The sequence below is a fragment of the Paenibacillus sp. ALJ109b genome (genome assembly GCF_010747435.1).
Lineage (GTDB): Bacteria > Bacillota > Bacilli > Paenibacillales > Paenibacillaceae > Paenibacillus > Paenibacillus taichungensis.
Map to the genome: position 1 here is coordinate 357,482 of NZ_JAAIFP010000004.1, position 24,639 is coordinate 382,120.

The 24,639-nt window shown below is 42.7% G+C and carries 20 protein-coding genes and 1 pseudogene; 6 read left to right on the forward strand and 15 right to left on the reverse strand.

Translation table 11 applies throughout. The annotated features are described in order from the left end of the window. Positions 1-39: 39 nt before the first annotated feature. The 5 genes from G3352_RS04695 to G3352_RS04715 form a co-directional block, all read right to left on the reverse strand. Positions 40-1,032 (reverse strand): aldo/keto reductase, encoded by a 993-nt coding sequence (locus G3352_RS04695; RefSeq protein ID WP_163754336.1) that lies wholly within the window; start codon positions 1,030-1,032, stop codon positions 40-42. A 111-nt stretch (positions 1,033-1,143) separates the two neighbouring features. Next, entirely contained in the window at positions 1,144-2,052 is a 909-nt protein-coding gene (locus tag G3352_RS04700) for a helix-turn-helix domain-containing protein (protein ID WP_163754339.1), read from the reverse strand. A 196-nt stretch (positions 2,053-2,248) separates the two neighbouring features. Then, positions 2,249-3,250 carry a LacI family DNA-binding transcriptional regulator gene (locus G3352_RS04705; RefSeq protein ID WP_163754343.1) on the reverse strand — a complete coding sequence of 334 codons (1,002 nt, stop codon included), beginning with the start codon at positions 3,248-3,250 and terminating at the stop codon, positions 2,249-2,251. 129 nt (positions 3,251-3,379) lie between these two features. Continuing rightward, positions 3,380-4,366, reverse strand: a complete 987-nt coding sequence (locus G3352_RS04710) for a Gfo/Idh/MocA family protein (protein WP_163754346.1) — start codon at positions 4,364-4,366, stop codon at positions 3,380-3,382. 1 nt (position 4,367) lies between these two features. Continuing rightward, positions 4,368-5,387, reverse strand: a complete 1,020-nt coding sequence (locus tag G3352_RS04715) for a Gfo/Idh/MocA family oxidoreductase (protein ID WP_163754351.1) — start codon at positions 5,385-5,387, stop codon at positions 4,368-4,370. Positions 5,388-5,567: 180 nt separating this feature from the next. Between G3352_RS04715 and G3352_RS04720 the strand changes: the two genes are divergently transcribed. The 3 genes from G3352_RS04720 (at position 5,568) to G3352_RS04730 (ending at position 8,483) form a co-directional block, all read left to right on the forward strand. Next, entirely contained in the window at positions 5,568-6,419 is an 852-nt protein-coding gene (locus G3352_RS04720) for a MurR/RpiR family transcriptional regulator (protein ID WP_163754354.1), read from the forward strand. Positions 6,420-6,552: 133 nt separating this feature from the next. Continuing rightward, the gene (locus G3352_RS04725) at positions 6,553-7,185 is read left to right on the forward strand and encodes a TetR/AcrR family transcriptional regulator (RefSeq protein ID WP_163754357.1); all 633 of its coding nucleotides are present in this window, start codon (positions 6,553-6,555) and stop codon (positions 7,183-7,185) included. Between the two features lie 17 nt (positions 7,186-7,202). Further along, positions 7,203-8,483, forward strand: coding sequence for an MFS transporter (locus tag G3352_RS04730; protein WP_163754359.1), 1,281 nt, complete (start codon positions 7,203-7,205; stop codon positions 8,481-8,483). Positions 8,484-8,550: 67 nt separating this feature from the next. Here the strand turns inward: G3352_RS04730 and G3352_RS04735 are convergent, their stop codons facing one another. Next, complete coding sequence (locus G3352_RS04735) at positions 8,551-9,765, reverse strand: sugar efflux transporter (protein WP_163754362.1); 1,215 nt, start codon at positions 9,763-9,765, stop codon at positions 8,551-8,553. 242 nt (positions 9,766-10,007) lie between these two features. On the opposite strand from G3352_RS04735, the gene G3352_RS04740 reads away from it, so the two are divergent. Further along, positions 10,008-10,916 carry an AraC family transcriptional regulator gene (locus G3352_RS04740; RefSeq protein WP_163754365.1) on the forward strand — a complete coding sequence of 303 codons (909 nt, stop codon included), beginning with the start codon at positions 10,008-10,010 and terminating at the stop codon, positions 10,914-10,916. Positions 10,917-10,972: 56 nt separating this feature from the next. Here G3352_RS04740 and G3352_RS04745 read toward each other — a convergent pair whose 3' ends face one another. The 4 genes from G3352_RS04745 to G3352_RS04760 form a co-directional block, all read right to left on the reverse strand. Then, positions 10,973-11,701: an amino acid ABC transporter ATP-binding protein gene (locus G3352_RS04745; protein WP_064638330.1), complete on the reverse strand. Its 729-nt coding sequence runs from the start codon at positions 11,699-11,701 to the stop codon at positions 10,973-10,975. Further along, on the reverse strand, positions 11,694-13,139 hold the full coding sequence (locus tag G3352_RS04750; RefSeq protein WP_163754368.1) for an amino acid ABC transporter substrate-binding protein/permease: 1,446 nt from the start codon (positions 13,137-13,139) through the stop codon (positions 11,694-11,696). Before G3352_RS04750 ends, G3352_RS04745 begins: the two co-directional genes overlap by 8 nt. Before the next feature lie 345 nt (positions 13,140-13,484). Continuing rightward, positions 13,485-15,626: a M1 family metallopeptidase gene (locus tag G3352_RS04755; protein ID WP_163754371.1), complete on the reverse strand. Its 2,142-nt coding sequence runs from the start codon at positions 15,624-15,626 to the stop codon at positions 13,485-13,487. 280 nt (positions 15,627-15,906) lie between these two features. Continuing rightward, entirely contained in the window at positions 15,907-17,850 is a 1,944-nt protein-coding gene (locus G3352_RS04760; RefSeq protein ID WP_163754373.1) for a glycoside hydrolase family 127 protein, read from the reverse strand. Positions 17,851-17,976: 126 nt separating this feature from the next. Here G3352_RS04760 and G3352_RS04765 point away from each other — a divergent pair, with 126 nt between their 5' ends. Beyond that, positions 17,977-18,840 (forward strand): AraC family transcriptional regulator, encoded by an 864-nt coding sequence (locus G3352_RS04765; RefSeq protein WP_205524701.1) that lies wholly within the window; start codon positions 17,977-17,979, stop codon positions 18,838-18,840. 24 nt (positions 18,841-18,864) lie between these two features. Here G3352_RS04765 and G3352_RS04770 read toward each other — a convergent pair whose 3' ends face one another. After that, entirely contained in the window at positions 18,865-20,250 is a 1,386-nt protein-coding gene (locus G3352_RS04770; protein ID WP_163754376.1) for an MFS transporter, read from the reverse strand. A 111-nt stretch (positions 20,251-20,361) separates the two neighbouring features. Here G3352_RS04770 and G3352_RS04775 point away from each other — a divergent pair, with 111 nt between their 5' ends. Then, positions 20,362-21,252, forward strand: a complete 891-nt coding sequence (locus G3352_RS04775) for a LysR family transcriptional regulator (RefSeq protein WP_163754378.1) — start codon at positions 20,362-20,364, stop codon at positions 21,250-21,252. A 69-nt stretch (positions 21,253-21,321) separates the two neighbouring features. Here G3352_RS04775 and G3352_RS04780 read toward each other — a convergent pair whose 3' ends face one another. The 4 genes and pseudogenes from G3352_RS04780 to G3352_RS04795 all read right to left on the reverse strand — a co-directional run bounded on the left by G3352_RS04780 (position 21,322) and on the right by G3352_RS04795 (position 24,200). Beyond that, positions 21,322-21,693: an iron chaperone gene (locus G3352_RS04780; RefSeq protein ID WP_163754381.1), complete on the reverse strand. Its 372-nt coding sequence runs from the start codon at positions 21,691-21,693 to the stop codon at positions 21,322-21,324. A 123-nt stretch (positions 21,694-21,816) separates the two neighbouring features. Next, positions 21,817-22,848, reverse strand: coding sequence for an ABC transporter substrate-binding protein (locus tag G3352_RS04785; protein ID WP_163754383.1), 1,032 nt, complete (start codon positions 22,846-22,848; stop codon positions 21,817-21,819). Positions 22,849-23,095: 247 nt separating this feature from the next. Continuing rightward, positions 23,096-23,327, reverse strand: a pseudogene (locus tag G3352_RS04790) (DUF1801 domain-containing protein); the annotation flags it as partial. Positions 23,328-23,573: 246 nt separating this feature from the next. Next, positions 23,574-24,200 (reverse strand): hypothetical protein, encoded by a 627-nt coding sequence (locus tag G3352_RS04795; RefSeq protein WP_163754386.1) that lies wholly within the window; start codon positions 24,198-24,200, stop codon positions 23,574-23,576. Positions 24,201-24,639: the final 439 nt, after the last annotated feature.

Below are 24,639 nucleotides of genomic sequence, written 5' to 3' on the forward strand. Positions count from 1 at the left end.
AAAACCAATCCGCTTTCCGGATTGGTTCTTCTTCTTACATTACTTAAATCCAACATTAAGTCCATATACCGGATGAGGCACATACGGCTCTTCCAGACAAGCCATTTCTTCTGATGTTAACGCAATCGATATAGCTTCAGCTGCATTTTCGAGATGGGATGTCTTCGTAGCGCCAATAATCGGAGCTGTAACCGGATTCTTGTGCAGCAACCAGGCAAGAGCGATTTGTACCCGGGGAACGCCGCGTTTTTCTGCGATTTCTGCAACCCGCTCTACTACCAATTGATCGGTGCTGGCTGTCGCATCGTATTTAGCTTTTTGAACCTGATCCGTTTCGGAACGTTGTGTTGTTTCCTGCCAATCTCTGGTCAACCGGCCAGAAGCAAGTGGACTGTAAGGAATCACACCGATTTTCTCTTCCTGACAAAGAGGCATCATTTCTCTTTCCTCTTCACGGTAGATCAGGTTATAGTGGTTCTGCATCGATACAAAGCGGGTCCATCCATTTCTCTCAGCGACATATAAAGCCTTTTGAAATTGCCATGCTGACATGGCAGAAGCACCAATATATCTTGCCTTCCCTGCCTTCACCACATCATGTAATGCTTCCATGGTCTCTTCAATAGGGGTATGGTTGTCCCAGCGGTGAATTTGATACAGATCCACATAGTCCGTTCCCAGCCTCTTGAGGCTCTTGTCGATCTCACTCATAATTGCCTTTCGAGAAAGTCCAGCGCCATTGGGACCATCATGCATGCGGGAAAACACTTTTGTCGCAAGGACAATTTCATCTCGATTAGCGTAGTCCTTGAGAGCCCGACCCAGAATCTCCTCACTGGTTCCACCAGCATATACATTTGCTGTATCAAAGAAATTAATGCCTAACTCCAAGGCTTTCTGAATGACGGGACGACTTTTCTCTTCATCCAACACCCATTGATGAAACCCTCGTCCCGGTTCACCAAATCCCATGCAGCCAAGACAAAGTCGAGATACATCCATGCCTGTATTTCCTAATTTCACATATTCCATTGGTTAATCCTCCTCAGACATTTAGGTTGAGACAACGTTGTAACGCATGTGTCAAGAATAACAAGAAAATAGATGCATTTCTTTGCTGCTAAGCTCATTGGATTTGTTTATTTAGCTCATTTGTCTCGAATTTCGTTTGCATTGCTGTCTAAACTCCGAGGGCGGAAGCCCGAACTGTAACTTAAACACTTTGGAAAAATGGGCAACGTTTTCGAAACCTGTTGAGAAACAGACGTCGGTGACGGACAGAGACGTCTCGGCCAACAGTTTCTTGGCTTTATCCAGCCTCTGATTACGAATCCACTTCAAGGGTGAAGTGTGGTATAGCGTCTGAAAATCCCTCTTGAAGGTAGACAGGCTTCTGCCGGACAAATAAGCCAAATCGCTTATGGAGATGGGATTCGTGATATTCTCCTCCATTATTTTGCCGAAGTTACTGTTTTGATTATGATTCGGTTGCAGTAGTTGGTGTAAGAATTGTTCATTGGCTTGCGCCAGATGAAACAGAAGTTCCATGAATTTAAGCCGGATCAGTCCATCTTGTACCTTGTCTGGATTTTCGAAATAGGGTTTCAATGACGCAATATAAGAGCGAGTGAGTTCATTGATCTGAATAATGGACACCGGAGTGATTTCATTCACGCTACTTATCGGTTTGAAGCCAGAAAACTGAACAAACTCCTCGAGCATACTTTCATTCAGGAAAAACATCATATAATCCAGCATAAATTCAGAGCCGGGTTCACCCGACTTTATGTAATCAATACGAATCGATTTGTGAAGAAACACCATTTCATTACTGCGCACAGTGTACTCCTGATCCTTGAATCGAACCGTATACACACCCGATATAACGAACAACAACATGTGATCTTTAAGAAAATAGGAACCTGTTGTCCCCTGTGTATGCAAACAGAATTGAATGACGGATAATCCATTCTGCTTTAAGCTTCCTTGCTTATCTGGTGCACGTTCCAGCTCTTGTGGTGCTTTGATTATCTTTCCGTTTCTCATGGACATGAATAGTCCCGCCTTTTTAGCTTTTAATAATAGAATAACAGGAAACGGAAATCAATGCTTTTGGGATGATTCCCATTTAAATGAGACGATATACCTTTTTTACAGTCTCAGAAGATCTAAGAGGATAATTTCTTATGAAAAGAAAAACAGCCCGTGATTAGGGCTGTAGGGGTGTTCATTGAAAATGTATGTGCACTCATCGTTCAGAAAGGATCATCTGCGAAACAGAGTCACGTTCGACACACTGTATATTGATCCTATAAGTAGACTCAACAGCTTCTCCTTTTAACATTTGAATGAGTACATGTCCAGCAAAGGAGCCTGCATCTGTTTTGGGTTGTCGAAAAGTAGTAAGAGGTGGATTTAAGTATTCGGATACATGAATGTTATCAAATCCAATAATGGATAGATCTTCGGGTATGGAGACCTGATGTTCTTTAAAAGCCTCTAAGCCTCCAATGGCCATTTCATCATTCGCAAAAAAGACTGCCGTTGGAAGCTTTCCCTCCATTAGCAACTTGGCTGCTTTGTAGCCACCTGTTTTCAGAAATTGGCCGCCAAGTCTCCAATTCTCATTCTCTTCCACCCCAGCTTCATGCATAGCTCTCAGATAACCCTGATACCGCATCAGATTACAATCCGAACTTAAAGGCCCACTAATATAGGCTATTGCGCGGTGACCTTTATCCAGCAGGAAGCGAGTTGCCATATAACCACCCTGCTCATCATCCATCAGAACATTTACAATATGCTCACTATGGAGTTCCCGGTCCATCACAATAATAGGAAATCCCGTTTCGGCAGCCTGCAACAACAACTCATCTTCAATATTTTCAGCGATTACAATCACGCCGTCCAGCCTTCTCTCCCTGATAAAGCGTGCGGCTGTCGATCGCTCTCCGCCTAAAGAACTGCATACGATCAGGTCATATCCCTGACTTATGGCGCTGGATTCAATCCCACTCACCAAGTCGGAAAAATAGGGAACGGACATATCATGAACAATAACACCAATCGTTTGTGTGTTTTTTCGCTTTAATTCGGATGCGGCTCCATGCTTGATGTAATTAAGCTCACTTGATGCTGCAAGTACTTTCTGTCTTGTCTGCTCACTTACATGTTTTTTGCCATTGAGTACATAGGATACGGTTGAACTCGCGACACCCGCTAACTTTGCTACGTCTTTAATCGTTATCATTAAATACTCCCCAAGAAGACTGTTATTGGTTCACTGACAAATGAATTTTTATATCTTTCACCGCATTTTAACACAGTCATCTTGGGAAATGCACAAAAAGATACAATCATACTGGAATTTCAGAATATATTATCGATCAGGTCCAAATACAAGATTTGCGGATTGTTTGGCTTGTTCAATAACATCCATTACCTTCTCGCTATGCTCAAGCATAACTGTGACTTTCTCCAAATCTTGTTCACAAATCATACGCTCGAATTCAACAAACTCGTCATACATGCGATGAGGATGATCCTTATCATCTACCCGAATCGGCGTTTCCTTATGAAGCGCAAGATCAAAGGATTCACATTTGTTGGCCGAGCTCGTCATATGGATATATCCTTTATTACCCTGGATGTTCATTGCATTGGGGGCTGTGCTGTCTTTGGAGCCTATGCAAACACACTTGAACTCACCGTAGTCCAAAAGCAACATACCTGAAGTGTCAATCCCGCGTTCCATGTTGGCCCAGTATTCCACCTTCTTCGGGCTCCCGAAAAGTCCTACAACTAGATGAATATTATACAAATTAATATCCATCAAGGCTCCACCAGACATTTCCGGATTAAATGCTGGCAGCACTTCTCCAGCCTGAAAAGCCGCATAGCGGGATGAATATTGGGAATAGTTACACTCCACGATTTTGATGTCACCCAGTTTGGGCAGATTCTCCTTCATGGACAAATAGTTCTTCAAATATTGGTTTGTGATGGCTTCGACCAAGACCAGCTGTTTTTGCTGGGCAATCTCTTTAAGTTCAAGAAATTCTTGCAGGTTGGAAGTGAACGGCTTCTCACAGATAACATGTTTGCCGCCCAGTAACGCTTCTTTGGCATATGCATAATGAAGATGATTTGGAAGTCCGATATAGATCGTATCCACATCATCATTTGCAATCATATCGCTGTACTTCGAATATATTTGTGCAATACCATACTGTTCTTGCAGAGTTAGCAATTTATCCTGATGACCAGGTCTGGAACAGATGGCCTCCAACGTAATCGCAGGAATTTCATGAATAAAGCTTAATAGATCCCTTACAATCATTCCAGCTCCGACAATTCCGAGTTTCATATTAGTTACACTCCTCCATACCTTTTTCCAATATTTCCATAACCGCGATCGTTTCTTGGTCTTGAATCACTTTTTCTTTGCCATGGTTGATGGCTTCATAGATATCGTCATACACTCTTGCATAATCGCCTTGTTCAGAGATCACTTTTTCTTCATGGTATATTCCTGCGTCATCCAGATACGTCAGTACGCCATAGTGCTGAGGCAAATCCTTACCAAAATCGGGATGTCCTTTGGGAAGGTAAAATAACTTCAGATGTTCCTCTTGACGATCCTCAGTTTGTTTTACGAATACTCCCTTTTTGCCGTATACTACAAAACTCGGGCGGGGCTTTAAGCGGAAAAAGCTAGATTTGACTGATACTTTCAGCGAAGCGTAATAAAAGTCCAGATCGAAATAATCATTCATTCTGCCAGGACCCAGCAATTGACGAACATCGTAATGTATCTTGTCCGGTTGCCCGAAATAGGATAATACTTGATCAATGGTGTGAACACCGTGCCCGTATAAATAACTTTTGTATTTGGAAAAATGGGTGGTAGCATTCGGGATCTCTGGTCGATAATAATCGTAATGCATCTCCACTTCCAGCAAATCGCCAAGCTTTCCTGACTCAATCACTTTCTTGGTCGTCAGAAAATCCGAATCATATCGTCGGTTCTGATAACATTGAATCAATAGATTTTTTTCTTTGGCGTACTGGAAAATGGATTCGGCTTCTTCTTTGGTCAACATAAAAGGTTTTTCAACAAGTACATGTTTTCCGTGATCGAGTGCCATCTTTGCATACTCATAATGGGATTCGGTATGTGTACAGACCACGACCAACTGAATGTCATCGTCATTCATTAAAGCTGCAAGATCATCTGTATACAGAACTCCAGGAGATTTCTCCCATTCTGTTTTTTCCGGATGACGGGCATATATCGTTTTTACTTTCAAATGATCCCGATTCAATGAAAAAGGAAGATGATAACGATTTGTACTTTTGCCATTGCCAATGTAACCGATGGTTAACATATGAATTCCCCCTTAGGCTCTTTTTCATTTATTATAGAAGAAGAAAATCCTCCGGAGGAGCTTTGAAGAAATTACGGTACATTAGACCAATAATTCGTATTTCTGATGCCCTCTTTTTAAACAAAATGTTTACTGGACGCTCTACATCAACGTTATTTCAATGAATCCGGGGTGAACCTGTTGAAAATTTTGACCCAATTAGCTGATATGAACCACTTTACACCAAATGAAAAAAGCATCGCTTCTTATATTCTGACTCATAAGGAGCTAATGCTTCACTTGAATATTCAAGAGCTTGCCAAAGCTACATACACCTCACATTCTGCCATCAACCGCCTAACTCATAAGCTTGGACTTTCGGGGTTTAAGGAGTTCAGCATTAAGCTAGCTCGAGAGTTTCAGCAGGATGCTCAGAACATCTCCAATATCGATCCCAATTACCCCTTCGCTCTAGGTGAATCTTCGCTCCAAGTGGCAAAAGATATTGCTGAACTAATGAAAGAAACGATTGAGAAAAACTTTGCTTTTATGGATGAAGCCTCTCTAACAGAAGCAGCCCATTTGCTCGATCAGGCTAAACGAATATTCATCTATGCGTTGGGGGATTCTCAAATCCGCGCGAAGAGCTTTCAGAATAAATTGATTAAAATCAATAAATACGTCGTGATCACAACAGAGCTATCTGAATGGGCCTATCACACCATAAATCTTACCCCACAGGATTGCGCCATTTTTTTGACCTATCATGAAAAATCGCCCATTTTCCTAAAGGCAGCCCAACATTTCTCGCGTGAAAAAATTCCATTTATTACGATTACCGCTAATCATCAAAGTGAGTTGGCCAAGATGAGTACGATCTGTATCCAGGTGCCGAATGACGAAACAAAACATGCAAAGATCGGTACGTTTTCATCACAAATTGCCTTTGATTACGTATTAAACGTGATATATTCCTGTATCTTTCAAATTGACTACACCAAAAACATGCAAATGACTACTTATTCGTTGAAGAATTTCAATTTGGATGAGTGATATAAAAATAATCAACGCACTTGAAGAATTTTTCTTGCGTTGATTATTTTTTTCTATTGCAAAATGAACCTTGTGTCATTATTATTAAAATGACACGAGGTTCATTTTGATAAAACGGGAAGGAAGTGGTGAAATGTCACCCAGACTAACAGATACTCAAAAAGAACGGAGAAATCTGCAAATACTTGAAGCAGCCAAGCGGGTGTTTACCGAAAAGGGTTATGGTGCAGCGACGTTAAAGGATATCATTCAGGAAACTGGAATGAGCCGAGGCTGGATTTACTTGTATTATCAGACCAAAGAGGATATTTTCGAAGCATTACTGGATTATCAGGATGCAGATTATGAACTGTATATCAATCAGTTAATGGAGTCCTCTTCCTCCATATGGGAAATGGTGACTACGATTTACTCCCAGCAGTTGCATGAGCTCCATCGTTCTCCCCACGGAGGATTGATGCCTGCGTTCTATGAGTACTTTCTGGTCGGGTGGCGCGATGAGCCACGCCACAAGCTACTTCTTGAACGATATGAAAAGGGAATCGCACAGTTTGCGGAGCTGCTTCGGATCGGTGTGGAACGTGAAGAGTTCTCACCTGTCATGGACATCATGGATATCTCGAGACTCACAGCTTCCTTTCAGGAGGGAATTATGACCCACTACATCACAATTGGTCCTGAAAAAGCGAACACTCGGATGCAATATGAGGCACTGATGCTTTATTTGAAGAGTCTGCTCCATCCAGTATCTATCAAAGAAACGTAAGATTAGGGGGAAAAGGAATGAAGTCGCTTTTTCGTAATCCAACGTTCTGTAAGCTGTTCATTGCGGCTTTTGCGTCACAGCTAGGAACCGTGATTGGAAATATGGCATTCGCCTTTTATTTGGTAGACAGGTACAGTGAGCGCCCGTCACTCGCTACGATGGCTGAGCTGATGTACTCATTGCCTACTTTGGCTGTGTTCTGGATCGTCGGTGTCATCGCTGACCGATTCGACCGCAAGCATATTGCGGCCTACAGTGACTGGATCAGGGCAGCACTTACCCTGCTGCTGCTATTATTTGTTCATTATGACATGCTGTTCTTCTGCTTTTTAATGCTCTTTTTACGCAGTTCGATATCCAAATTTTTTGGCCCAGCAGAAATGGGATTGCTGCAAGGCAGCATTGATCAGGACCAATATGTTCAGGCTTCTGGCCTCAATCAGATGATCATGGGGATGTTTATGCTCTTTGGTATGAGCTTGGGCGCAGCAGCCTATCATTTTATCGGCATTAAAGGTGCCTTTATCATCGATTGTGTCAGTTTCCTGATCTCTGGTCTTCTGTTAGCCTGGGGAGATTTCCCCGAACGTGCCCGTATCCCCAACGGAAGAACCTCTATTCGGGAACTACGGCTATCACTTCTTTTTAAGGATTTCTGGCATGGCCTTCGGTATATTGCCGAGAATCGATTGCTTCTCGTACTGATTAGTGGATTTCTGTTTTTCGGTATTGTAAACGGTGTCTTCTCTGTACTCCCCATCTTCACCATGAAATACAAGCTAAGCCCCGACAATTACGTCGTTCATTCTTCGCTCATTACTGTCTTTCTGGGGATCGGCTTTCTGATTGGCAGCATCATCGCTCCTCACTTCATCCGCCGCTTCACCAGAACTCCGATTCTAATATCCGGGTTGTTCATTTCCAGCCTGCTCATCGGAGGACTTGGAATAACCGTGCGGATCGAAGTCTATCTTTTTCTCATCCTGTTGGCGGGAATCGCCATAGCCCCCATTAACATTGCGCTGGGCAGTTGGATGCCGGAGCTTGTTCCCCCGCAAAATATGGGGCGAGTCAATTCATTGATCGAGCCGATCATGATGCTTGGGCACTCACTGGCTTTGGGAGGTATCGCTCTCGCCTTTCCAGTCTGGTTATCGGTCACCTGGCTTCATTACACACTGGCATTCTGCACGATCGCCGTCAGCTTTTTTTATCTAAAATTCCTGCCCTCCCTGGTTCGTAACCGGTTGGTTTATGCGACGGCCGAGAAGGCCATCGCAGATGGAAAAGAAACCTAAACAAGATTCACCTGAGTGAATACCTGCCAGCCTCTTTCTTTTGAAAATGGAAATGTAGCAATAAGAACTACACGGAGTGTCCTGCTGTTGGTTTGACTTTTGAATGAACCCTTGTCGCCCATAGGATCAACACAGAGAAAACCATGATCGCGATACACATCCAGTACACATGACGAAATCCGATGATTTGGGCAAGAATACCGCCGCCCATATTTCCCACAAGACGACCAATAATAGAGCCATTGTAATAGAGGGTCGTGGACTGTCCCGGTGAATGAGGCAACAAATCCGTGAAATAGCTTAGTCCGTTCCCCATCACAATGGCTACATATATTGCCTGCAGGAGCTGCGCCGCGATAAGCTGCCAGGAATGGGTGGATAGACTTAAGATGGCGTAATAAAAAAGCCCCACAAAACAACCGATGATCAACAAAGTGTGGTTTGATATCTTCTTGCCCAAGGAACCTAATACAAGCATAATGGGGATCTCCAAACAAGCAGAGATACTAACGACCAATCCAACTTCCATCGGTGTACCCTGAAGCTCATGAACAATAAACAACGGTGTGTTGATGGTATTCATCGCATTTACAGCAAACAGGAAGATAAAGGCGATAAACGGCAGCATGATTTTTTTGTTTTTCAGCGATGAAGTGTGTGCGCTTTTTACTTTATCCTTATTTTGTTGGACCGATTTTCGTCTTTGTAAAAAAAAGAAAACAAGACATGCGATGGTAATATAGATAGCGGACGTGACCAGAAAGAGACCCTTATATCCAAGTACACCCAATATGACTGTACCGACAAGTGGTCCAATCAGGAAGCCTAAGGACACAAGTGAACGTAATATAGACATCGCGAACGTTTTATCATTGTTTTGACTTGCTACTGACGATTCCTGTGCATAGGCGTAGATTTGCGGCATCGCAGGTGCGCCTAATCCACTAAAAAAAGTAATGACAACCAACAGAATAATGAACTGATCAAACACCAAATATGAAGCGTATCCCAACGCAGACGATAGCATTGCCAAAATAATTAACCATTTTCGATCCAAACCGCGATCTGACCGTTTGGCAATAAGCGAGTTGACCAGTACTCCACCTAATGAACTTACTGCCATAAAAACGCCAAAGGTTCCCATGCTCATTCCCAAAACTTCCGTAGCATACAAGGATAAATAAGGTTGCGTAATTGAAATACCTATACCGACCAGCAGAATGCAAATGATGAACAAACGATATCCTTTTATCTCAAACAGATTTTTAATCCGTGTAAACAAATTCTGACCTCCAAGCAGAACGCATTTCGTTAATAACAAGAGAACGATTTTTCATTCTGATTCTCCTCTCTAAAAAAGTAAGGCTGTTGCCGTGTCTCTATCATCCAATTATGCACCAAATGAATTAATGGCCGATAACCAATTCATCGCAAATGATTGCCTAATCTTCTCAAGACCATTTATATATGGGATCTTCATGGTTTATAATTGGGCTATTCCGTTGAAGGAGTAAGGAGGATATTATGTCTAAGCCCATATATAAACAACAGGAAGATCTTGCCCGTGTTATTCAGCAATATTCAGAACACGAAGGTTTAAATGAAACTACGATTCCTTCTTTATTTTTTATTCGTCGCTCAACAGTGACCGGTCCAAAGCATGCTGTTTACAAACCGTCCTTGTGCATTATTGTTCAAGGTGCAAAAGATGTATGGCTGGCCGAGGAGCGCTTCAGATACAGTCCAGCCGATTATCTTGTGGCCTCCTTGGACCTTCCGGTTACCGCACAAGTGGTTGAGGCTTCCTCAGCCGCTCCCTATTTGGCTCTAAATCTTGTATTTACGCCGGAGCAAGTGCTCGATGTATTACGCGATACCGAATTGCGAGGAAGGCGGAAGGAAAGTGCCAAACGAGGCATATATGTCAGCCCGACGGAGTTAACGATGTTGGATGCCATAATTCGATTAGTCCGATTGTTGGATAAACCAAAGGATATTTCGATACTGGCCCCTCTTTATATTAAGGAAATTCTCTACAGAGTTCTTGAAGGTGAGCATGGAGGAATGTTAGAGCAGATTGCACTTGAAGGAAGTGCTACGTACCGCATCCGAGATGTGATTGAACGGATTGTGAGTAGTTATAATCAAACATTTCGGATTGAGGAGCTTGCAGAGATTGGAAAAATGAGCGTGGCTTCACTTCATAGACACTTCAAAGAGGTTACCGCAATGAGTCCTATTCAGTTCCAAAAACAATTAAGACTGCAAGAAGCAAGGCGTCTGTTATTGTCTGAATCGACGGATGCTGCTGATGTCGCTTTCCAGGTCGGCTATGAGAGCCCTTCACAATTCAGTCGTGAATATTCTCGCATGTTTGGTTATCCGCCAAGAGAAGATGTAAAACGTCTACGGGCAATGACCCATTCTAATTAAATGCACACCAAAAACCCCCTCAAGAAATGATCTTGAAGGGGTTTTGATTTGGCTTTTTAGAGTACTTTCTCCAAGAAGCTGATCGTCCGTTCATTTTTTGGATTTCCGAATATTTCAACAGGCGTGCCCTGCTCTACAACATATCCACCATCCATGAAAACAACCCGATCCGCAACTTCACGGGCAAACCCCATTTCATGGGTCACGATAATCATCGTCATACCTTCGCTCGCAAGATCTTTCATTACACCAAGTACTTCCCCTACCATCTCGGGGTCGAGCGCCGAAGTTGGTTCATCGAATAACATAACGTCCGGATTCATGGCAAGCGCACGAGCGATTGCTACGCGCTGTTTTTGTCCGCCCGAAAGTTGGTTGGGATAGCTGTCTGCTTTATCCGACAACCCAACCCGATCCAGTAAACGAAGTGCCGTGTCGCGTGCTTCCTGTTCTTTTAAAATCCCAAGTTCTCTGGGGGCAAACATAATATTTTTGAGCACGCTGAAATGAGGAAACAGGTTAAAGTGCTGAAATACCATACCTATGTTCTCGCGAGCTTTGTTAATGTTCGTTTTGGGATCATTTAGATCCCGATCATCTACGATAACCCGTCCAGCTGTGATCTCATCTAGCTGGTTAATACAACGCAAAAACGTACTTTTACCTGAACCTGAAGGTCCAATGACACAGACAACTTCACCTTCGTTGACCGATATATCGATGCCCTTCAGCACATGATTCGTGCCAAAACTTTTCTTTAATCCTTCTACTTTAATTTTACCCACGACGAACCCTCACCTCCAGGTAGTCAGCAATTTTAGTCAATGTGATGATAACAATCAGGTACATAATCGCAACAGTCAACCAAATGTCGAAAGAGGCGAATGTTCTTGCGATGACAATCTTACCGGATTGCGTCAACTCCACCAGGCCAATGACGGACAAGATCGACGTATCTTTCAATGTAATAACCATCTGATTAATAAATGAAGGAATCATAACCCGTATGGCCTGAGGGATTACAATCTTTATCATCGCTTTGCGATAAGGAAGTCCCAATGAACGGGCTGCTTCCATCTGTCCACGATCAATCGATTGAATACCCCCGCGAATAATTTCCGTTACGTACGCTCCTGCATTTAGACTCAACGTCAAAATGGCGGCCAAGAACAGTGGCATGGTGAAGCCCATCGCCTGAGGAATCCCGAAATAAATAAAGAATGCCAGGACGATCAACGGTATCCCGCGGAAAATATCCACAAATACAGTAGCAACAACACGAAGAAACTTATTTTGACCCACTTTCATAAAAGCAAAAATCAAGCCGATGATAAAGGCGAAAAACAGCGAAATAATCGTATACAAGAGTGTTTTCCCCATACCTTTGAAGAGCACAGGTAGAGATTTTTGAACTAATTCCCAACGACCCTGGTTTGCGACAGTGGCATTCTCTCCAACATATTCCTCGGTAATGCGCTTAAATTCACCGTTAGCCTTGATATTCACTAATCCTTCATTAAACATCTTTAGTAGTTCTTGATTCTTCCCCTTGCTTACCGCAAAACCATAGGAAGCTCCGTCTTCTCTATCGGTAACGGTTTTCAGACCGTTATTCTGTTTTATCCCAAATTTTAGGACAGGTTCATCCTCAAAACATGCGACCGAGTTTCCAGTTTTCACATCATCATACATTTGCGAAGAATCATCGAATGGAACAATGGTAAAACCATATTTTGAGGCGATGGATTCAGCAAAGCTGTACCCTTCTGTGCCCGTTTTCACAGCGACCTTTTTACCGCGGAGATCTTCGTAGCTTTTTACGGTATCGTTATTTACGCTAACACCCATCACAACTCCTGATTGATAATACGGCTCTGAGAAATCAAACTTTTGTTTTCGTTCATCCGTGATACTCATCCCGGCAATGACGCCATCCACCTGATTGGACTCAAGAGCTTGCACAGCCGCATTAAATCCCAAGGCTTTGATTTGATAATTGAAGTTTTGGTCTTTGGCGATCGCATCCAGCAAATCCATATCGATGCCTACATAATCCCCATTTTCATCTTGATATTCAAACGGTGCAAATGTGATGTCCGTGCCGATCACATAGGTTTTACCTGAATTGGAGTTTGCATTGGCATCCCCCGACCATCCGGATAACCCCGCCACTAGGAGCAGAATTAGTGATAGTACAAAAAATGAGACCTTGGTTGTTTTCATATGTCCTCCTCATCTCGGTGTTCTCCGAATCCTAATCATTTTCTTGTTATTGATGTTACTGTCGTACAGTTTTAGGTGTCTTTGCACATTATATTGTTATTATTTGCAGTATATTAACAATCAATGCTATCCCTAACATTCTTCATGTTCCTCCGCAGCGTTTTATTTGACATCCATTTAAAGATCCACGTTATATTTACCCTTCAGGACAGGTTTTAGAAACCTAAATTGAACTTAAATAAAAAAAGTCGCCATATAGGCGACTCTGTAACAGACAATATGATGATCTTCCCATGACAATTGCCAAGGTATTTAATCTTTCTTTATAAGAATGGACTCTTCGGGTTATTCTTCAGCGAAAAATTTTGAAAGTGGATTTTCCACTTTTTTATCCAATGTTACCTTGCCCGTCTTGTCCAACATATAGTACTGATAATAAGCGCTGCTAAATCCAATGGATTGCTGCATCTTCATCATAAATGGTTCAAGACTCCCACTGCTCAGATGATCTTCATTCCAGAAATAGTGCAGCATCAAACGATTTTGATTATAAGGGTGTTTAATCACATAGGCTCCAGCAGCAGACGGTTGGTTCATAGTCGTTTTCCATTTAAACCCGATATGGCTAGCACGGTCCATAATGCCGGATTTTAAAGCTTGTACAAAACCATTTGATTTGGCGTTGCCAAGTACAATCAGGTTGCTGGTAGCCAGTTCCTTTTTCATTTTTTGCTTCAATTCCTGCCGGTCCTGGATCAAGTCATACTTCACTCCAGTTAAATCCAGAAGAGTTGTCAGTTGATTTACCATAGCTTCCTGTTGTTTGTTCGCTGCCTTGCTCACCTGATCACTGAGCACAATGGCTAATGGCTCACCTTGAAGGGCTTTATCCATCACACGGCTCATCGTTTCAAAAGGTAAATTCGGAGCCTGAGTTAATGCTGATTCATACAGCGATTGAAATTGATCATGCAGATATGCCGTTTTCTCCTCATTCGACAGTTGATATTCGGGCTTCAGCGTAAAATTAGGCTCATATAAAGCCGTCTTCATATCATCTCGCGCCTCTTTCCCCAGTACATCTTCTATCGTTTGCAGAAGTCCGTCAATCGTAGCGTTTTGGTACACATAGCGTTTAAAATACTCTTTCATAAAGGCATCGAATTTCTCTTCCCCGACGGAACGGTACAATTGGTATATCGCTTGACGGCCTTTATCGTAATAAACTGGGCTTGCCCAATCTCCCACCTCGTCATTAGTTGAAGCAATGGCCTTATCCACAGTGGAATCGTCAAATTGGATGGACTTAAAGCCATTCATCGTGTCCCCCTGCTTCTCAGAAAAATACACTTTGGAGAAATCTGCAAAGCCTTCGTCCAGGAAAGACTCTGTCTCCGAATTATTCCCGATTAACGCATGAAACCACTGGTGCGCGATTTCATGCACAAATACGGTGTCTTGTTCTGGAGCAGAATTTATTCCGATTTGCCCCATTTGGATAAGTCTCGAATACTCAATAGCTACCCCTTCGACATACGATTCAACAATCCGGAATTCAGGATAAGGGTATTTACCGTATTTATCACTGAAAAAATCAATGGCTTTGAATGCTTGATCAACATACCCATCAACGATTTTTTTCTTACCTGGCTGGTTGTCAAAATAATAATACTCTACGGTGAGGCCATTTCGAGTTACGCTGTCCACTTTGAAGTTCGGGCTGGCAAAGAAAGCAAATTCCCTCGTATTCTCGGCTACGGTCGATACCACTTTGCGTCCAGTCTCTGCATCATCCCGTGTGGTTATCGTACCAGGCATAACTACCTGATATTGATCGGGAACATTGAACTGAACTTCAAAATCCGCGGAAGTATAATAATCCGTTTCAAATGTTTTACTATAAGGTTTGCTATCCCATTCATGCTTGGCCTCGTCATAGACTGACATTACAGGGAACCAATGAGCGCCATTGATAATATCTTTGTAATACGATAAACGCTGTGAGCCATAGGGAATCTTCAGATTAAAATGGACTTGAACCGACACGGATTCACCAGGCTGAAGGGGTTGCTCCAATTTCACCGACATCGCTTGGTTTTTATTACTGAAATCAAGGGCTTGTCCATCGGTCGTCACCTTCTCAATATCAATTCCTCCAAGAAAGTCTTCCGGTTTCTTATCAGGGTTATTTTTGCTAATCTCTTCATTGGAATGTTTAAACATGGTCGTCTGTGTCGATTTCGAAAGGTTGGCATCAGCATAAGTATGAAAAACCAGTTGCTTCAATGTATCTTTACTTGTATTGCGGTAAGTAATCGATTCACTCCCCTCTATCGTCATCTTCTTCTCATCCAGCCGGGCTTGAATTTGATATTGGATAGGCGCTTGAGCCTTAATATCTTTTGTGGCCTGTGAAATAGCAGATACAGGAACTGCATTAGCGGCAGCACTACCCGTACTTATAATTGGGCATGCGGTCAGAATCATAGCGAGTGCGCTGATGGCTGTTATTCTGATTCGATTTGATGTGAATGAACGTGAATGATTGATATAAATCTCTCCCTCGAATGATTTTTGAAGCTCAGAGGCAAGTATAGAAGATCAACCTTACACTGGTTTAATGCGTATCTTAAATTTCGTTTAAAAAAAGTAGCTGTTTGTATTAAATGAGCATGTCCATAAAGCAAAAAGTCGCCATTTAGGCGACTTTTAGTAATTGTGTCTCTTACCGATCTTCAATTAAAGGTGTCACATACGAATTATAGAATCAGGTACGAAGCCAAACATTCATTTCTCCGGCTTGTCGATTTCCCCATAAATAATAAGGGATTGCTGTGAGTTGTACTGGTTTGACGTTTTTGTGTAACGGCTTGTAAGGTTGATTATCCAACCACACGGATTCATCCACAAGTAGCCCATTAACTTCTACAGTAATGCAGCCACCAAGCAGTTCAGGCGTTTCGTGTTCTCTCAACTCTGGCTCCTCCGCGAATGAGAATGAAGATAGTGGAGATCCATTATCCACTTGCTCCAGGCAATAAACGAGCGGTCCACGTTGAATGGCGGCTTTCCCAGCATCTGACCGGATCAGAGGATGAGCAGCGATCATTTGGGTTTCAAGTGGCAATATCCACTCTACTGTATCACCATCGGACCAAGCACGTTCCATTTTTGCATAACCATTATGCTTACGATAATGTTGGGGTTCCCCGTTGATCTTTAATATTGGATCCTGGCTTTGAAACCACTGAGGAATGCGGACTGCAATCTCAAATGGAGCAGCTTTAGCATCATTACCAACCAAAGAAATCGAGAACTCCACCTTTCCATGCCACGGTAATTCAGATCGTTGGTGTACTGTCACTTGCAGACCATCTCCTGTCACCCATTGAAGCTCACTACCGATAAACAAGTGCACATACAACGTTTTTCCGTCATTAGATATGTCATAAATATAATCATGAAGTGAACTCAATAAACGTGCCACATTAGGCGGACAGCATGAACAACCAAACCATTTCTGTCGTACGGGCTTCACATGATGTTTGTCTGGATTTTTTTCACTTGCATCCGGGTATACCTCTAGTGGATTTACATAGAAGAAATGTTGTCCATCTTTGGACATGCTGCCAAGTACATTATTGTATAATGCTCTTTCCATGACGTCAGCGTAGTCACTCTTGGCTTCCAATTGCAGCATCCGACGTGCCCAGAAAATTAGTCCAATGGAAGCACAGGTCTCTGCATAAACCGTATCGTTAGGCAAATCATAGTCAAACGTGAATGCTTCCCCCAGATGTGTTGCACCTATGCCGCCGGTAATATACATTTGCTTGCGCGTTGTATTGATCCAGAGCCGCTCACAGGCTTCTCGCAAACTTGAATCATTCGTGAGGCGTGCCAAATCGGCCATGGCGGTGTACATATAGACTGCACGAACAGAGTGACCCACAGCGACCGTTTGTTCTCTAACTGGCAGATGAGACTGATATACCTCAAGATTGGGAGTTCCTTGCGACCAAATATTTTTTCTTCCCCGGCGTTCCCACTCTTCCACGAAATAACTTGGCTTGTTACCGCGCTCATTAATGAAATAACTGCTCAGATTCAAATAACGTTGTTCTCCTGTAACGTTGTACAGTTTAACCAGAGCTAATTCAATCTCCTGGTGCCCACAATACGCCTGAATTTTACCTTGCTCGGTTCCAAACATGCTATCAATGAGGTCAGCGAACCGACATGCGATGTCGAGAAAACTGCGCTTCCCTGTCGCATGATAATATGCCACTGCTGCCTCTATCATATGTCCAGCACAATATAGCTCATGAGCTTCATACAGATTGGTCCATTGTCTTCCAGGCTCTTTAATGGTGAAGTAGGTATTTACATAGCCATTTTCATGTTGAGCTTGACCAATCAGATCAATCACTTCATCAGCGATGCTCTCCAGCTTGGGATCAGGATGGTTACCGATCGAATAAGCAACCGCTTCCAACCATTTGTAGAGATCACTATCCTGAAATACACATCCCCCGAATTCACCTTTCTCCAAGCCAGCTGCAATTCGGAAATTACGGATGGCATAGCTCGGCTCCGCGCCTTCGATTCGGTCATTTAGCGCTTCCCATTGATAAGGAATGACAGTCTGACGGACTAATTCGGAGTATTCTTTCCAGAAGGTGTCTTGAATGGCTACTTTGGCTTTTCGCATTATGGAATTCCTCCTATAAAATTGACTCTTGTGGTTTTCAATTATAAGCTGTGATTACATGGGAAAATAGAATTGAATTGAACTTTTTTCTATAAAATTTAACACTAATAGGGAGGGTTATCTGTTTTGAATGGAGATGGAATCATAGAGCTTAACGTCCCCCAACTCCCCTATTATCTAGGAGCAGGACGTTCTGAATATGAAATCGGAGATCAACATCCGAACCGGAAAAAGCTTGGTATCTACGATGTACTGATTGTGGTCAAGGGAGAATTATATATTGGAGAGAATGATCAGCAATGGACCTTGAAGAAAGGAGACTCACTAATCCTGCTGCCAGAAGGAGAACACTATTCGGTCAGGCGGTGTTCACAGAAAACGGTATTTTACTGGCTGCATTTCGAGCATGTTGAAAGATATGAAAGCTTGCTGACCTCTTCTGATCATGAACCGGAGTTGCAAGATTCCTCCAGACCGTTTGGCAATCCTTATACGTTAAGGCTTCCTAAACATTCGAAATTAGCCCATCCACAAGCGGCTTTCAATCTTCTGGAGCAATTATTGACACTAGAAATGGATAGCTCCTTTTGGCATGAGCAGCGCTTGCTAGGTGAATTGCTTTCCATACTGGAAGAAGGCAGCTTGCGTGTTATGGATTCCGTGCAGACACGATTAGCAGAACAAGCAGCAATATATATTCAACAGAATTACAAGACAAAGGTCACGAATGAAACGTTGGCAGCAGCTCTCCATTTTCATCCCAACTATGTTATCCGTTGCATGAAGATGAAGTATGGTAAAACGCCGATTGAATATTTAAATGAACTTCGTTTAGAACGTGCAAAGCGATTACTGGTTACTACAGACTGGTTGATTGATCGCATTGCAGAAGAAGTGGGCTTTCGTTATGCTCCATACTTCTCATCCTGTTTCAAACGGTATATCGGGTTGTCTCCGCTTCAATTTCGAAAGCAATATATGACTACGTAATGATATGAATTATGAGATTCGGCACTATAACGTCTGCGTTGCGGATGATTTCTGGCGTCGTAAGGTCATGATGATTAAAGATGCAGCTAATACTGTCAGGATGATTCCAAGCGTTTGAAATCCTATAAAACTGAATGTGTCTCCCATGACAATTCCAATCAACAACGATGACAAAATGGTCCCCAGATATCTCGATGTATTAAAAATACCTGATGCGACACCGATCATATCTTTGGGTGTGCTCTTAAACAAAGCAGCCTGCATACCAACACTGTTGAGCCCATTACTTATACCAAATACAGCTAAGGGCAAGATGACATTCACCACTGGTGAAGTCTTATCCAATGCCACAATCATGATGGACCCGAACGTCATTAACACCGCTGAAACGATCAAAGCTGGCCGCGTACCTGATTTGTCAATCCAGCGTCCGGCGAGAGGAGAACTGATGAGTGAACATAAACCGAGGGTTAGCATAATTAGTCCTGTATGAACTTCGTTCAGATGGCGTACCTGCTGTAAATAAGATGGCACACCAAAAAACAGAGCGTAAAACAGCGTGTTAACCAGCATAAATTGTACATTCACCCAGGTCATATCGGGGTATTTGGTAAATACCCTCAGCGGGATAAAGGGAGACGCTGTTTTCAATTCATGTCGTATAAAACTTGCAAATGCAATCAAACCAATTCCCCCTGCCATAAGGTGCCAGGTTGAAAGATGTCCGGTTGATTTAACGGAAAGCACGCTCATTAGCAGAGTCACCAATGCGACGGTGAACAAAAGTATGCCGGGCGCATCAATCAGCAGGAACCATTTTCTGATGGACATGTCGCCATAGTTGGATTTGAGGGTCGCTTCTTTGGGAATGGTTTTCCAGGCGAATATAAAGCTTGCGATCACCAATGGAATATTCACTAGAAAAATACTTTGCCAGTCCCACCAATGAATCAATACACCGCCAATAAAAGGGCCTACCGCGGCTGCACCAGACAGGAACATCGCAAGGATGGACAGGGCAGCTGCCTGTTTCTCAGTAACGTGGATTCTTACAATCGCCATCCCGACGGCTACCATCATGCTTGTGCCAACAGATTGAATGATCCGGAATACGATGAGCCAAGAAAAGTCTGGAGATAACGGAGCTAACATGGAGGAAACGAAGACTACAACCAGACCGATAAGGAATATCTTTCTGCGGCCGAACAGATCACTGCACTTGCCCATGACCGGTTGAGCCACAGCACTTGCAATGTAAAAGGAAAAAATAATCCATGACACGGTCGTAACATCAAGTAAAAACTCCTGTTGTAGTCTTGCAATCCCTATAGATATCATGGAAGAATTGAGCGGATTCAGCATGATTCCCAATCCCACAGATATCATTAACCATATATTTCGAGCGTTCATTATGTATATCCCTCCTTCTTCTGTTGTCATCTTAATGGAATCCCTTTATTTATTCCAACGCATTTTATGTTATGATTTGATGAACTAAAAGGAATAAGAGAGTGGTGCGAAATGGAACTTCTTCAACTACGCTATTTTCTAACGTTAGCCCGATGTGAACATGTTACGGAAGCTGCGGGTAAGCTGCATGTCACTCAATCCTCACTGAGCAAGACGATACAACGTTTGGAGGATGACTTGGGTGCACCGCTATTTGATCGATTGGGCAGAAAACTGCGGTTAAACGAATTCGGAAGAACATTCCTTCGGCGGACCGAAAAAGCCTTATTCGAATTGGAACAGGGAAAACAGGAAATTGCTGATCTATCCAACCCGGATCACGGTACACTTCAATTGGCAGTCACTACAGCAAGCACATTACCAGGAATATTGCGGGAATTCCGAAAAAATAAGCCGAATGTCCAGTTTCATGTACAAATGGTTACGTTGGAAGACATGTGCACGCTTCTCCACCGCGGCGAAATTGATTTTTGCCTGTCTTCCCCTCCAATCCAGGGGAATGATATCGAATGTCAGATGCTGTTCCAGGACCCAATTGTAGTAGCTGTGCCCCTCGGTCATCGATATGCGGATCGAAGCAGCATCACATTAGAAGAGCTTAAGGATGAGTGGTTTGTGGGGGTGAAAAAAGGATATGGTATTCGTGATCTGGTGGACTCCAAATGCCAATCCGTCGGATTCGTACCGAAGTATGTTTATGAAGGAGATGAGCCTGCAAGATTAACTGCACTTGTGGAGGCGGAGATTGGGATTGCCTTTATACCCAATACAGCAAGAAACCCGCAGGAACGAATTGTATATCTCCGGATCGAGGATCAGAACCTAGTGAGGGAAATTGCTTTATTGTCGCATAAAAACAGATATATATCGAAAGCAGCTATCGCGTTTCGCAGCGTTGTTATCGATTATTTTGGTGTAATGTGCAAACCAATTGTTGAATGACCATTACAAAAACCCCGCTCACCGAAGTAAGTGAGAGCGAGGTCTTTTGCTATTGGGTATCCGCCATACCTATTTCCGCCAAAAGGTTGAACAGTCGGCCTTCTCTGTAATGTTGAATTCAATCATTCTTTCCAGTAATGAAAAATCAACCGGTCCATCCCACCGGATACGCACTAACTCCTTGGTGTGCTCATAACCGGCCTTCACAATTTCATCGGAAAAATGATTAATCCCTGCCTTTTCAGGCGCCACAGCCAAATGATGTTTGGATACACTAAATCCAATAATAAATGTGCCATGATCGGTAAACATGGGCTGATTCCATGCTATTTTAGGCACTAAATTTGGGTACTTCTTGATAATCCATTCTAAAACTTCTTCCGTACGGTCCCGATGTCCCAGGTTATCAATTCGTGCTAGATATTCTGCAAAAACGTCCATAGTATCTTCTCCTAACCAAGATTTATTTCGCATACTTCATCTCATATTATCATGAAAATGAAATTGAAAAACCCTTTGGTCCGAATTCGCCAAAGGGTTGAAAGAATATATATTACTCAATAACTACTTCACCGAAAGCAGGCTGTCCGAGATAAATTTCAGCTGACCTTCAAGTGATACAGGGTCGTTGTAAGTATCAGAGGTCGGATCAAGCTGGAACACATGGCCCTCTTTGACTGCAGTTAGATTTTTCCACACCGTATTGTCATAAACAATCTTCGGATCGGTTGTATCCCCTGACCACGGGCTAGTGAAGATGATGTCGCCTGCATATTCCGGTAATACTTCCATCGAGATTGAGGCCCAGCCTGTGCCACTGTCAATTGCCTCTGTCTGCGCCCTTTTTGGTGCCTTCAGGCCAAATTCGTCATAGAGTATTTCACCACCACGACCGTAATTATGACCAAATACAAATAATCCTTTGGCGTATGGATTCAAAATGGAGACTGTACGATCTCCTACAGCGGCAAGCACTTTTGGCTTCAACTCATTGATCTTCGCTTCCCATTGTGTGATCCAGTCTTTTGCTTCGGCTTCTCTATTGGTCAGTTTGCCCATCTCCAACATGAGATCCTTGAAATTGCGCTTACCATATTGTAACTGTACCACTGGTGCAATCTGCGACAACTTGTCGAGACCCTCAGTACCTGTGTATGCGATGATCAGATCAGGCTTTAGGCTGATTAGTTGCTCGGCTGTTGGCTGCTCTCCCAGATCTGTTGTCCCCTCACTTTTGAGCTGATCTTTGATGTACTTGTTGTTTATTGCACCTGACAAAGCTCCGACGACTGGAGCATCGAGTGCAACAAAGTACCCTGTTGAAAATGCGGTTAGATCGATGATCCGCTTCGGCTCCACAGGTATTTCCACTTCACCTGCATCCGATTGATATGTAACAGTCTCTCCCTCGGCACCTGTTGTAGTATCGGCATCAGACGCAGAAGTTGAGCCGGTTGATGATTCCGTGTCCGCAGCTCCGGTTGTGTTTGCGGTCTCCGTTGTATTGCTTGATGTTGCGGACTGACCGCATGCACTCAGTACGAGCAATACAATCAATGCGGATATAATCCATATCGAATTTCTTCGTTTCAGCAAAATAAACCCACCTTTTTAAATGATATTGATAATCGTTATCAACGATACCATGCAATAGTACATTTGACAAGATGATTTCATATTCGACAAAAGACAAAACAAAAAACACCTACCCAGGCAGGTGCTTCCACGCATATAAATTAATTTTAAAACAGCTGCTTCCCAAATTAACTGTTTAATCATTTAACCCTTTTCCACCCAGAATTTGCTGCGTAGATTTCTCAACCCTGGACATGCGGGTCTTGTTATCCTTTAACAAGGCTCCTTTATGGAAAAGAAGCGCACAATACTCCTTAAATCCATGAATGATAACGATGTTTTTATTCTCCAACATGTAACAAGGATGCATCCACTTAAAGTCTTCAGTCAGGCCGCAGGAAAGAACGATCTCTCTCTCTTAGCTTCTCCGATTCTTCCTTCCACTTCTTTGTTTTATTTAAATATTCATCAACTTTGGGATTAGTTTTATTAGTTGTCATCAGGGACCATCCTTCATCATGCTAGTCATATTATTACATTTTCTAAAATGGTTCTTCTCCTACATATGATTGCCAAGAAAAAGCAGTTAATTTCATTCAAAACCATGTAGTGGCGCTTAAATATTATGACACCATTTGGCCTCTGGTCAATACGAACTATTATTCAACCCATATACATATTGTCTTTTGTCCTACCTCTTATCCCTTACTAGAAAGTCGATATTAAAGAAACGAAGTGAGAAAGTCCTAGGATTGGGCATATTGTAAAATTGCCGCCGCTGCACGGATTCGCAGGTCCTCTTCTTCGCTATGCAATGCCTTTTTAAGAACATTAAGCGCTTCTTGAATAGTGCCTTCATCTACTCTAACTGAAGAATGATTATCTCCTTCAGTGGTTGCAGAGGTGATTGAAACCCAGGGTTCCAGCTGAGCCTGCGTAATTGTGTATTCAAATTTCGCAATGATTGAATATTGACTTACAAGTGCAAGTACTTTGTCATTTAACTCTGCTAAGGGAATACGTCCCAGCCAGGTAACACCTCGTCGGTGGCATATGTATTCTTCTCCGGTTCCGTTGGAATCATCGTAAAAATAATCTCCCAAATCCCCTACATATGTCCATTCATCATCATTTATCAAAACATAGTCCCCGTCCTGCATGACGTAGGCAAAAGTATGGAGCGTGTCCAGGACATCACGAATTTCCGTCTTTCCTATCCTGTAGCGTTGAACTAATTGCTCTTTCCATTCTTCTGCAGGCTCATGCTCCAAATCTCCTGTCGCCGGCCAACCAATACCGATAAAGTTATTCTCCAGGAACGATGCGGTCCAATCGATCTCTTGCAGTGTAGCTTGTATATGAAACAGATTCATGTGGTTCCTCCTAAATAGTGATTACAGGATTTATGACTAAGTATAAACTCCAGACATTCCTCTCTGCATTAAAATTAATCAAAGATTAAGCTTACTATATATGTTCAACTAAACATTTACACGAGAACGTAGAGGACAGAAATAACCTGAAGAAGTGAAGCGTTCGCCTAAAAGCTTTCTGAAAGAAAGCTACATCGAAAGCATATGCTATCCCCGGATTTCCCCTTTTAAAAAAGGAATCAAAAAAATCTGGGGATAACAGCGATCGGAAGGTTGTTCTGTCATCGGAGTGTCAGTGTAAATATTCATTAGTTGAACTTATATAGCTAGTACAAACCTGACTCAGGTTACGCAACATCCATGCAATACTTGACTATCTACTACACGTTGTAGTAATTTATATCTACTACGTAGTGTAGTAATAACCTTCGATATGGAC